Source organism: Microterricola gilva, from assembly GCF_004217495.1.
GTDB classification, from domain to species: domain Bacteria; phylum Actinomycetota; class Actinomycetes; order Actinomycetales; family Microbacteriaceae; genus Microterricola; species Microterricola gilva.
In genome coordinates this window covers 3,538,585-3,550,691 of the sequence record NZ_SHLC01000001.1, presented here as the reverse complement: position 1 = coordinate 3,550,691, position 12,107 = coordinate 3,538,585, and the positions used below count along the sequence as shown (strand labels likewise).

Below are 12,107 nucleotides of genomic sequence, written 5' to 3'. Positions count from 1 at the left end.
AGGAGGGTTGTGCATGTGTTGAACACGGAGGCCAGAGATCCCGGCACGTGAGCAACCTTCCAAGGGTAACGGATGCCGCGCCGGAGCGCCACTCGGCCGGGGCCCGTTGCCGCTACTTCGCCGCGGTGGCCGCGTTCGCGGCATCCTGCGCCTGGCGCAGGCCATCCGCGACCGGCAGGGTGCCGGCGAACACCTCGTTCATGAACGGCCGGTAGGCCGCCTCGACCTTGGCGAAGTTCGCCGTTTCCGGCGGCGTGATGGTCGGGGCGTCGTCGGCCAGCACCTCGAAGAACTTCGCGACGTCGACGTCTTTGCCGCCCCAGAAGTCGAAGTAGGCCTGCTGCGCCGCAACGACGCCCGGCACCGCCGCGCCGCTCGAGCCGACGTAGCTGTTGCCCTCCGTCGAGCCGAGCCACTTGAGCACCCTGGCCGTGGCTTCGGGATGGGCGGTCTCCGCATTGCCTGCGGCGACGATGCCGTTCGTCACGGAGACGCGTCCGGCCGGGCCGGCCGGCATCGAGGCGACGCCCCACTCGAACTCTGCGCCCTCGAAGACATACGGCAGGTTGTAGAGCCCGGACTGGAACAGCGCCATCCCACCCTCGACGAACCGATCGCGGGAGAAGTCGGGGTCCGCGTTGCTCGCGGTCGCCGACGGCGCGACGCGGTGGGTATTGATCAGATCGACCTGGTAGCCGATGGCCTGCGCCGCTCGCTCCTCGCCGAAGGTGTACACCCCGTCGGCGTCGAATGTCCCCCCGTTGGATCCGATCGACGGCAGGATGATCCCCTGGAGGTCGTTGGCGGCGTTGTAGCCGAACTGCGTCACGGCGGAGGCGTCGAATGCGGGATCACTCGCCGACCGCCCGCTGCTGTCGTGCGTGAGCGCCTTGAGAATCGGCAACAGGGTGTCCTGGGCTGGGTCCAGGCTCCAGGTCGCGGTCTCCAGCGTCGCCGGGTCGATCCCGGCTTTGGCCAGCATGGCCTTGTTGTAATAGAGCGCGATGCCGGCATCCGAGAGCTGGGGGACACCCCAGAGGATGCCGTCGCGGGTGAATTCGCGCACGACGGAGCTGTCCCAGTCATTCTTCGCCCTGGCACCGAGTGTCTCGTCGATGTCCATCAGCTTGCCGTCGTCGGCGAGGTCGGTGAGGTACGAGTTGTTCACCCAAAAGATGTCATCGGCCCGGCCGGCCGCGACGTCGTCGTCGAGCTGGGTCCAGTACTGCGTCCACGGAATCACCGTGACGTCGACCGTGATGTCCGGGTTGGACTCGTGGAAGGCCGCGAACGACGCCTTGTAGGCGTCGGCCACCTTGTCGTCCCACACTCGGACGGTCACGATCGTGTTGCCTGAACCGGCGATCGCGCCGGCGAGCAGCACGCCACTGCCCAGCGCCAACGCGGCGACGAGGGCGCCCAGTGCCCCGGTCATCAGGGATTTTCTGCGCAGATTCACGACACCTCCGCGTCGAACGCTACCAGTGGGCGGTCGCCGTTCGCATGGCGGCCACGCGATCAGTCGCGGGCGGCCCACCAGGCGAGCAGCCGCTCGGTCGCGACGGCCTCGCCGAGGGGCCCCTCGTCCAGCCGCAGCTCGAGCAGGAAGCGGTACGCCTCGCCGACCTCGCGCCCCGGGCGGATGCCGAGCAGGCTCATGATCTGCTCGCCGTCCAGATCCGGCCGAACCGCGTTCATTTCCTCTTCTTCGGCCAGCTGCGCGATGCGTGCCTCGATGTCGTCGTAGGCGAATCCGAGCCTGTCGGCCTTGCGCCGATTGCGCGTCGTCACATCGGCGCGCGTCAGGATGTGCAGGCGTTCGAGCTGGTCGCCGGCGTCACGCACATAGCGGCGCACCGCCGAGTCGGTCCACGCGCCCTCGGTGTAGCCGAAGAAGCGTAGGTGCAGCTCGATCAGGAGTCCGACGGCGGCGATCGTGTCGTTGTCGAAGCGCAGCTCACGCAGTCGCTTCTTCGCCAGCTTGGAGCCGACGTAGTCGTGGTGGTGGAAGCTCACGACGCCGCCGGGCTCGAGCCGCCGGGTCGCCGGCTTGCCGATGTCGTGGAGAAGAGAGGCCAGGCGCAGAATCAGGTCGGGGCTCTGCAGCTTGCCGCGCGACTTCTCGTAGCCGATGGCCTGTTCGAGCACCGTCAGGCTGTGCTCGTAGACATCCTTGTGGTGGTGGTGCTCATCGATCTCCAGCCGGAGGGCCGGGAGCTCCGGCAGGACGATCGCGGCGATGCCCGAGTCGACGAGCAGCTGGAGACCGGCGCGCGGGGCATCCGTCTTCAGCAGCTTGGACAGCTCGTCGTTGACGCGCTCGATGGAGATGCGCCTGATGCTCTCGGCGCCGGCCGCCATGGCAGTGAACGCCGCTGCGTCGAGCTCGAATCCGAGCTGGGAGGAGAAGCGGGCCGCCCGCATCATGCGGAGGGGGTCGTCGCCGAAGGACTGCTCCGGTGCCGACGGCGTGCGGAGCCGACCGTCAAGGAGGTCCTCGATTCCGCCTGATGGGTCGACGAGGGCCATCTGCGGCAGCCGCAGGGCGATCGAGTTGACCGTGAAGTCACGGCGGACGAGATCCTCGTCGAGCGAGGTGCCGAACACCACCTCCGGCTTGCGCGTCCCGTCGACATAGCTATCCGTGCGGTAGGTGGTGATCTCAACGGTCTCACCGGCGATCTTCGCGGCGATCGTGCCGAACTGGCGCCCGATGTCCCACTGTGCCTCGGTGATCGGCGTGACGATCGTGAGGATCTGATCCGGCGAGGCATTCGTCGTGAAGTCGAGGTCGTTCGTGCCGCGGTCGAGGAAGGCGTCGCGCACCGGGCCGCCGACGAGGGCGAGCTCGTAGCCCGCCGCCTCGAACGCACCGGCCAACCGGGAGACAGCTGGCGTCGCTGCAAGATCGCCCAGCCGGGCAAGGGCCGCCGCGACACTCTGCATGGTCTCCATATTAACGGTCGCGGGAGAGCAGGCGCGAAGCGCGAAGCGCAGCGTCGCGAAAGGCGCGAAGCGCAGCTTCGCGAAAGGCGGCAGCCCCCACCAAGGAAACCTCGACAACCGAACCCGATGCAGCACTCTGGCGCGCGTGCCCAGCACCGCCGAACGGGGGAGCCACGGAGCGGGTGCAGCACTCACTCAGCGCGGCACCGTAGAATTCCCGCATGGAGGCCGAGTCACTACACACGCATCGGCCTGCGCTTTTTGGGTCCGTCCGCGCCCGGCTGAACGCCCGCGGAGCGCGTGTGAGGCCTCCGCGCCGCGCGCTGGCAGTGCTGATCGCCGCGGCAACACTCACCCCGGCCATGATCGGCGCGAGCGCCACAACGGCAGCCCCAGCGCAGGCCATCACGGCGCCGACCGCAACCGCGGCAGAGCCCACCTCGGTCACGATCACGATCGCCCCGGCGCAGGGAGCCGTCGTGCACCCCGGCGAGGATCTGCCGCTCACGGTGAGCGTCGACAACGGCACCGACCAGACTCTGATGAGCCCCACCGTCACCATCGGCATGAGCGATGACACGCTGAGCGACTCCGCTGAGCTCGCCAGCTGGCTGCGCCCGAGCGACGAGGTCCTCGCTGAGTCGGATGCCGAAAGCTCCGGCATGCCCGACGACGCGCACACCGTCGCAACCGTCGAGCTCCCCAGCCTCGCGGGCGGCACCAGCTCCGTCACGCCCGTGACGGTGCCCGCCGCATCTCTCGGCCTCGACACCGCCGAATGGGGCGCGCAGGGACTCGTCGCGTCGCTCATCAGCGACGGCGCCGTGGTCTCGGCGGCGCGGAGCACAACCGTGCTCGTCACGGGCGAGACTCCCCGCAGTCCTCTGGGCATCGCGATGCCGATCACGACGCCGGCCAGCAGCCTGGGCCTCATCCCCAGTGAGATGCTGGCGGTGTACACCGGTCCGGGCGGGATGCTCACCCGCAGCCTCGACGCCGCGCTCAGCCACAACGTCGCCATCGCCCTCGACCCGAAGATCCTCGTGTCGATCCGCGTCCTCGGCTCCAGCGCGCCGACGTCCGCCCTGGACTGGCTCGAACGGCTCTCAGGCGCGACGAACGAGATATTCGCTCTGCCGTACTCCGACGCCGACATCACCGCCCAGGCGCAACTCGGGGTCAACCCGTTCCTGGCGCCACTCTCGTTCGCCGACGCGATCGATCCCGCGGACTTCACGGCGACGGCCCCGACCCCCACTCCGACCCCGCGCGAGGGGGAGGACACCCCCAGCGCCGAGCCGAGCACGGAGCCGAGCGGTGAGCCAACCGCCGACACCGGTGTCCCCACCCTCGACGAGCTGTTGGCGTGGCCATACTCACTCAGCGGCATCGCATGGCCCGCGCCCGGGCTCGTCAGCGCCCCCGTTCTCCCGGCATTCACGGCGAACGGCTTCGGCACGACCATCGTCTCCGGGTCGAACATCGCTCCGGCCGATTCCGCGCAGCCTTCGGCATCCGGCGTGGCCGGCGAGATGGCGCTGCTCGTCGCCGACACTGAGCTCAACTCCGCCGTCAGCGACGCCATCACCGCCAGACGGGAGAGCGACTGGCAGGCAGCCATGGCACGTGCAACCGCCGCTGCCGCGGTCGCCGCCGACGAGTCGACGCCCCGCGCACTGCTGGCCGCGCTGCCCCGCGAGTGGCCGAGCACTGCGAGCTACTTGAACGCGACGCTCAGCGCGCTCGAGCAACTGCCGTTCGTCTCCTCCGTCGGCCTGCGCGCGCTCAGTGATGCCTCGGCACCCGAGCTGACCGTCGGCGAGACGGGGGAGTCCCCGGAGCGCCTCGCCGCCGTGGCGAATCTGCTCGAACGTGAAACCGCATTGACCGGTTTCAGCACGGCCGTCGCCGACCCCGCGACGATCACCGGGCCGGAGCGGGCGAGCCTGCTCGCACTGCTCGATGTCGCCTGGATTCCAGAGGACGAAGCGTGGCGCGCGGCCGTCGGCGAGGACCTCGCCCGCACCCGCGAGATCCTCGACTCGGTCAGCGTTGTCGAGAGCACCAGCGTGCTCGTGGTCGGTGGCAGCGCCCAGTTCCCGGTGACCGTGCAGAACTCGTACACGCAGCCCGTCACGCTCACCGTCAATCTGCTGCCGTCCAACGGTCGCCTCGTCGTCGATGAATCGGTCGACGTCACGATTGACGCGGCATCCAGCAGCACCGTTCTCGTACCCGTGAATGCCCACGTCGGTAACGGCGCCGTCGACGTGCAGATCACGCTGACGACCTCGGCCGGTGTGCAGCTGGGTTCGCCCGTGACGATCCCGGTCAACGTGCAGGCCGACTGGGAGGGCCTCGGCGCCGCCCTGCTCGGCGCCGCGATTCTGCTGTTCTTCGGCTTCGGCATCTTCCGCAACATCCGCCGTCGCCGGCGCGAGCGGGCCGCGGGCGAGAACCCGGAGAGTGACGACGAGTCCACGACACCTGCTGAGGTGGTTACAGGAGTAGAGGGTCAAGCGGATGTCGACGAGTCAGAGTCACCGCGTGGCTAGCGGCATCGGGCGGGCCAGCGCGCTGCTGGCATCCGGCACCATGGTGTCACGCGTTCTCGGCTTCGTGAAGGTCATTATCTTCGCGCGCATCATCGGGCAGTTCGGCCAAGGCGCCGACGCATTCAACATTGCCAATCAGCTGCCCAATCAGATCTACGTGATCGTCGCAGGGGGCGTGCTGAGTGCCGTCCTGGTGCCGCAAATCGTGCGCTCGTCCCTGCACAAGGATGGCGGCACCGGTTACATCAACAAGCTGGTCACGGTTGCCCTTGTCATCCTTGGCATCACGACCCTCGCCGCGACGCTCTGCGCGCCGGCTCTGACCTGGCTCGTCGTCGGGAACAATCTCCCACCCGAGCAGATGTCGCTCGCCATCGCTTTCGCCTACTGGTGCCTGCCGCAGATCTTCTTCTACGGCCTCTACACGGTGCTTGGCGAAGTGCTCAACGCACGAAAGTCATTCGGCCCGTTCACCTGGGTGCCCGTGTTCAACAACGTCGTGGCAATCGCCGGACTCGTCGCCTTCTCGATTCTGTTCGGGGCGGACCCGAACGGCACCCTGAAGGCCACCGACTACACGACTGCCATGATCGTTGTGCTTGCCGGCAGTGCAACGCTCGGCGTGATCGTTCAGGCAACGTCCCTGCTGTACTTCTGGAAGCGCATCGGCCTCAGCTACCGCCCCGACTTCCACTGGCGAGGGGTGGGCTTGGGTGCAGCGGGAAAGATGGCCAGCTGGACGTTCGGCATGCTGCTCCTGACGACATTCGCCGGCATCATCGAAACGCGGGTCGTGTCCGAGGCCTCTGGCAGCGACGCCTCGGTCGCCGTCATGAGCACAGCCTGGCTGGTCTTCATGCTCCCGCACTCGATCATCACTGTGTCGATCGCGACGGCGTACTTCACCCGCATGAGCGAACACGCGTCGACCGCGAACATCGCGGCCGTGCGCACCGACGCCTCGTCGGCCGTACGTGGAACCTCGCTGATCATCGTGCTGGCCACGGCCGTGATCGCCGTCTGCGCCTACCCCTTCTCGGTCTTCTTTGTCGAACTGTTCTCCCAGGTTCAGGCGCTGGGCAACGTGATCCTCGCGTACATCGTCGGGCTCGTCGCGTTCTGTGTGCTCTTCGTCTTCCAGCGCACCTTCTACGCGCTGGGGGACACCCGCACTCCGTTCTACTTCACCCTGTTCCAGGTCATCCTGGTGACGATCGGCGTGATCGGCTGCTCCTTCCTGCCGACGGAGTGGATCGCCGCCGGCATCGCCCTCGTCGTGAGTGTTGCCGGCGCAGCCCAGACCGTGCTGGCAGGCTTCTTGCTCCGCCGCAAGCTCGGCGGAATCGACGGCCGGCGCATCGTCCGGAGCCTGTCAACGTACGTACTTGCCGCAGTGATTCCGACGGCGCTCGGCGTGTTCCTCATGGCCCAGTTCGGCGCATTCGAGGACGGCGGATTCGCCGTTGCCAGCGTCCCAGGAGCGATTGTCTCGATGCTCGTGGTCGGTTCGGCCATGCTCGTGCTGTACTTCGGCACGTTGCTCATTCTGCGCACATCAGAACTCAAGGTCGTGCTGGATCCGATGCTCGCCCGCATCCGTCGCCGCTAGCGCCACCCCGAATCGTAACCACTCTGAGTGGTTATCCAATCCGATACGCTCAGCGCTCCGGAATACTCCTCACCTAGACTGTGTTTCACACTGGGCAGGCCGCAAGCGGCCGAATCACCAGGCATCGTCACCGCATCACCATTCAGGGAGTATTCGTGCGTCAGGTCATCATCATCGGCTCCGGCCCCTCCGGCTACACCGCTGCCATCTACGCCGCGCGTGCCAACCTCCAGCCGCTGCTGATCGCCAGCTCCGTCGAGGCCGGTGGCGAACTGATGAACACGACGGACGTGGAGAACTTCCCCGGCTTCCCCGAGGGCATCCAGGGCCCGGAACTGATGACGCAGATGCAGCAGCAGGCGGAGCGCTTCGGCACCGAGGTCGTCTACGACGACGTCACCAGCCTCGACCTCAGCGGCGACATCAAGACTGTCACGCTCGGCTCCGGCGAGACCCACGAGGCCCTCTCGGTGATCTTCGCCACCGGTTCCGCCTACCGCAAGCTCGGCGTCGACGGCGAGGAGAAGCTCTCCGGCCACGGCGTCTCGTGGTGCGCGACCTGCGATGGGTTCTTCTTCCGCGAGAAGACCATCGCCGTCGTCGGCGGTGGTGACTCTGCGATGGAGGAGGCCACCTTCCTCACGCGTTTCGCGTCGAAGGTCTACATCATCCACCGCAAGGACTCCCTGCGCGCCTCCAAGATCATGCAGGAGCGGGCATTCAATGACCCGAAGATCGAGTTCATCTGGAACTCCGAGGTCACCGCGATCCAGGGCGACACGGCCCTCAGCGGCGTCGCCCTGCGTGACACCGTGACCGGTGAGGCCTCTGAGCTCGCCCTCGACGGCCTCTTCATCGCGATCGGCAACGACCCGCGCACCCACCTGATCCACGGCCAGCTCGACCTCACCCCAGAGGGCACTATCGCCGTGGCCGGCCGCTCGTCCAAGACCTCCCAGAGCGGCGTCTTCGCCGCGGGCGACGTCATCGACCCGAGCTACCGCCAGGCGATCACCGCGGCCGGCTCCGGCTGTGTCGCCGCACTCGACGCAGAGCACTACCTCGCGTCGCTGCCGGCTGACCTCGCCATCGCGGCGGTGGCCGCCCCAGCCGCGGCTGCAGCGCAGGCCTGAACAGCTCCGGATGCCGGCGCCACCCGCATCCGCATGACCAACTGACCGCATTCACCGAAGGAGAACGCAATGACCGCACGTGCCGTGACCGAAGCCACCTTTGAGGCCGAGGTTCTCAACAACGAGAAGACCGTTCTGGTCGACTTCTGGGCCGAATGGTGTGGCCCCTGCCGTGCCGTCAGCCCGATCCTTGACCAGATTGCGACCGAGCACTCGGAGAAGCTCGACATCGTCAAGGTGAACGTCGACGAGAACCCGCAGCTGGCGATGAAGTACCAGATCACCAGCATCCCGGCGATGAAGGTGTACCAGGGCGGCGAGGTCGTCAAGACCGTCATCGGCGCCAAGCCCAAGCCTGCACTCGAAGCCGACCTGGCCGCCTACCTCGCGTAGCCGACCGGTCCTCACTGAACCCTCGGCCTCACGGCCGGGGGTTTTGTGCTTAAGCCCCACCCAGGCACGGAACCCATTCCTCCTTACGCTCTCCCACTGCATGGTGGGGCTTTTCAGGGGAATGGCCCGGGTTCGGCGGGCAGCGCTTCTTGACAGCACAGCAGGCAGGCCGCTCACCGAGAATCCTGTCTTTTTCCGCGTACTAGCATTGAACAGCACGAGAATGGATGACCAGTGACTGAACAGCACCAGCCCGGCAACAACCTCGACCCGTGGTACTCCCACTACGCCGACCGAGCCGCGGGCCTCCGCGCCTCCGAGGTGCGTGCGCTGTTCGCCGTGGCCTCACGGCCCGAGGTCGTCAGCCTCGCCGGCGGCATGCCGTTCGTCTCGGCGCTGCCCCAGGACCTCGTGATCAACGCCATGGATCAGGTCATGATCAAGCAGGGCGCCACCGCGCTGCAATATGGCTCTGGTCAGGGTGTTCCCGCGCTTCGTGAGCAGATTCTCGAGGTCATGGCCCTCGAGGGCATTCAGGCGAACGCCGACGACGTCGTGGTCACCACCGGCTCGCAGCACGCCCTCGAGCTGGTCAGCAAACTCTTCCTCGACCCGGGCGACGTCGTCATCTCCGAGGGGCCCAGCTACGTCACGGCCATGGTCATCTTCCGCTCGTATCAGGCCGATGTCGACCACGTGCCGATGGATGAGCACGGCATGATTCCCGAGGCCCTGCGCGAGCACATCACGCGCCTCAAGGCTGCCGGGCGCACGATCAAGCTGCTGTACACGATCCCGAGCTTCCACAACCCGGCAGGCGTCACGCTCAGCTGGGAACGGCGCCTTGAGATCCTCGCCATCGCCAAGGAGCACGACATCCTCGTGCTCGAAGACAACCCATACGGCCTCCTCTACTTCGACAGGCCGGCACCGGATGCGATGCGCTCGGTCGAGGAGGACGGCGTCATCTACCTCGGCACCTTCTCGAAGACGCTCGCACCCGGATTCCGTACCGGCTGGGCGCTTGCCCCTCACGCGATCCGGGAGAAGCTCGTGCTCGCCAACGAGGCGGCCGTGCTGTCGCCGAGCTCGTTCAGCCAACTGGTGATCTCCGAGTATCTGGCCACAGCCGATTGGAAGGGACAGATCAACACCTTCCGCGGGGTCTACCGGGAGCGCAAGGAGGCGATGCTCTCGGCACTGGGGGAGTACCTGCCCCAGCTCGAGTGGACGAACCCCAACGGCGGTTTCTACGTGTGGGTCACCCTTCCCGAGCCCCTGGACTCGAAGGCGATGCTCCCGCGCGCGGTCAAAGAACTCGTCGCCTACACCCCGGGCACCGCGTTCTACGGTGATGGCAACGGGCACCAGAACATCCGCCTCTCGTTCTGCTACCCGACCCCGGAACAGATTCGCCTCGGCATCCGGCGACTGGCAACGGTCATCGGCGGCGAGCTCGACCTGCTCGAGACCTTCGCCGGGACCGGCAAACTCGGGATGAGCCCCGGAGCGGCCCAATTCACCTCGCCGCCGCCGAATGTTTCCTAGTGTCCAGCCACTCTGAACCGACACCGGCCAGAGAACGCCTTCTGCACAACTGAAATCGAAGAAAGTCCTGATTATGACTGAAAACATTGCCGCAGAGACTCAGCAGGATTCACCGGAAGCCGCCGGAGCACCCGCAACCCTCGACATCGTCGTACTCGCCGGCGGAATCTCGCACGAGCGCGATGTCTCACTGCGATCCGGCCGTCGCGTGGCTGACGCACTGAGCGGAGCCGGGCACCGCGTCACCGTTCTCGACCCCGACGCGACGCTGCTCGACGCCATCACCACCCGCAACCCGGATGTCGTCTGGCCCGCGCTGCACGGAGCGAGTGGTGAGGACGGAGCACTGCTCAGTCTGCTCGAGGCGGCCGGTGTTGCCTTCGTCGGATCACGCGGCGATGATGCGGCTCTGGCCTGGTCGAAGCCAACGGCGAAGACGCTCGTTGCTCGCGCCGGCATTGCCACCCCCAAATCCATCACCCTGGCGAAGGAGACCTTCCGTGATCTCGGCGCCGCAAATGTGCTCAGCCGTGTGATCGACCGACTCGGAACGGATCTCGTTGTGAAGCCGTCGGTTGGCGGCTCGGCACAGGGCGTCTCGATCGTGGGCGACGCCTCAGAGCTGCCCCGCGCGGTCGTCGAGGCCTACACATACTCCGACGTCGCGCTCATCGAGAAGCGCATCCAGGGTGTCGAGCTCGCGGTTGGCGTGATTGACACGGGCGATGGGCCTCGGGCACTTCCCGCCGTCGAGATTCAGGCCAGCAGTGGCGTCTACAGCTTCGATGCGCGATACAACGCGGGGGAGACCACCTTCTTCACACCCGCGCGCATCAGCGCGACCGCCGCGGCTCACGTCGCCGAAACCGCCGTGGCCGTGCACGAGCTCCTCGGGCTCCGGCACGTCTCCAGGATCGACTTCATCCTGGATGCCGATGGCACCCCGTGGTTCCTCGAGGCGAACGTGCTCCCAGGCCTCACAGAGACCTCTTTGCTGCCTCAGGCGATCGAGGCCTCTGGACAGGAACTTGGGGCCGTCTACGGGGCTCTGGCGGCCGCTGCGCGCTCCTAGAGCACTCACCGAGGAAGGAGGGCGCCGGTCGGTGCCCTCCTTCTGTGTTTCCCCCGTTTCACGTGAAACCTCGGCCTCGCCGAATCGGTGTGGGAGAGGGGGCAGCCGCTGTACCGGCAGGCTTCGCCCCATGAGCCCGTCGAGACCAACGGGCGACGTCTGCCGATGCCTTTCGCTTTGGTCGCTGCAGATCTCATCAACGGGCGCCAGACGTCCATGCCGGTGGCGGTGTTCGCAGGCTGATTCTGACGAACGGTCGGACGGGTATCGAAACTCTCAGTCGACACGGCCACGGACCGCGTCCGCCAATCGGGGATCCGCATCCGGGCGCGCGGGTGTTTCACGTGAAACATCGATGTCGCCTCTGCGTGCGGGGGAGCGTGGTGGTCGCCGGTTGAGCTTGTCGAAACCAGCCAGAGCCTTGTCGGTGACCTTACTCAACGAACGGCGCGACGGCTTGAGTTCGCTGGCAGGGATTCCCGCGGCCGGTCGCGCCTGTCGAAACCCGTCCCGGCATCTCACAAGCCGCGACGTAGGCCACGCAACACGCGCCCGACGTGCTGCGACGCCGGGGGCAGTGTCCGTTGGTTGAGCTTGTCGAACCAACCGTCGACAGGCCTCGCAACGTAACCACGGATCGACCCACCACGTGGGGTGGCCGTCTGAGTGCTCGGAGAGTTTCACGTGAAACGTCGGCCCTGCCCCAACAAGCGGGGGAGAGGGCGCGGTGGAGGCGGGGTGCGACGGTTGAGAGTTTCGAATCACCCGGACCCGTCTCGACTTCTTCATAGAGCGCACCTCGGGCCGAGTCCGTCAACGGCGAACCGCTCCGGTAGTGAGCGTGTCAGGAC

Annotated in this window: 8 protein-coding genes; 6 read left to right on the top strand and 2 right to left on the bottom strand. The window is 66.8% G+C overall.

Annotated elements, in window-relative coordinates; genetic code table 11:
- Positions 1-112: 112 nt before the first annotated feature.
- Together EV379_RS16505 and EV379_RS16500 are read right to left on the bottom strand one after the other, a co-directional pair.
- Entirely contained in the window at positions 113-1,435 is a 1,323-nt protein-coding gene (locus EV379_RS16505) for an ABC transporter substrate-binding protein (RefSeq protein WP_130507094.1), read from the bottom strand.
- Positions 1,436-1,518: 83 nt separating this feature from the next.
- A complete protein-coding gene (locus EV379_RS16500; RefSeq protein ID WP_130507093.1) occupies positions 1,519-2,946 on the bottom strand; it encodes a CCA tRNA nucleotidyltransferase in 1,428 nt (475 codons plus the stop codon).
- Between the two features lie 302 nt (positions 2,947-3,248).
- Here EV379_RS16500 and EV379_RS16495 point away from each other — a divergent pair, with 302 nt between their 5' ends.
- From EV379_RS16495 to EV379_RS16470, 6 genes are all read left to right on the top strand, one after another.
- Positions 3,249-5,501: a DUF6049 family protein gene (locus tag EV379_RS16495; RefSeq protein WP_130507092.1), complete on the top strand. Its 2,253-nt coding sequence runs from the start codon at positions 3,249-3,251 to the stop codon at positions 5,499-5,501.
- Positions 5,494-7,110: a murein biosynthesis integral membrane protein MurJ gene (gene murJ, locus EV379_RS16490; protein WP_242616426.1), complete on the top strand. Its 1,617-nt coding sequence runs from the start codon at positions 5,494-5,496 to the stop codon at positions 7,108-7,110. Before EV379_RS16495 ends, murJ begins: the two co-directional genes overlap by 8 nt.
- Positions 7,111-7,265: 155 nt before the next feature.
- Positions 7,266-8,243 (top strand): thioredoxin-disulfide reductase, encoded by a 978-nt coding sequence (gene trxB / locus EV379_RS16485; RefSeq protein WP_130507090.1) that lies wholly within the window; start codon positions 7,266-7,268, stop codon positions 8,241-8,243.
- 69 nt (positions 8,244-8,312) lie between these two features.
- Positions 8,313-8,636: a thioredoxin gene (gene trxA, locus EV379_RS16480; RefSeq protein ID WP_047408337.1), complete on the top strand. Its 324-nt coding sequence runs from the start codon at positions 8,313-8,315 to the stop codon at positions 8,634-8,636.
- Positions 8,637-8,870: 234 nt separating this feature from the next.
- Positions 8,871-10,184, top strand: coding sequence for an aminotransferase-like domain-containing protein (locus tag EV379_RS16475; RefSeq protein ID WP_130507089.1), 1,314 nt, complete (start codon positions 8,871-8,873; stop codon positions 10,182-10,184).
- Positions 10,185-10,257: 73 nt separating this feature from the next.
- Positions 10,258-11,256: a D-alanine--D-alanine ligase family protein gene (locus tag EV379_RS16470; protein WP_130507088.1), complete on the top strand. Its 999-nt coding sequence runs from the start codon at positions 10,258-10,260 to the stop codon at positions 11,254-11,256.
- Positions 11,257-12,107 lie beyond the last annotated feature (851 nt).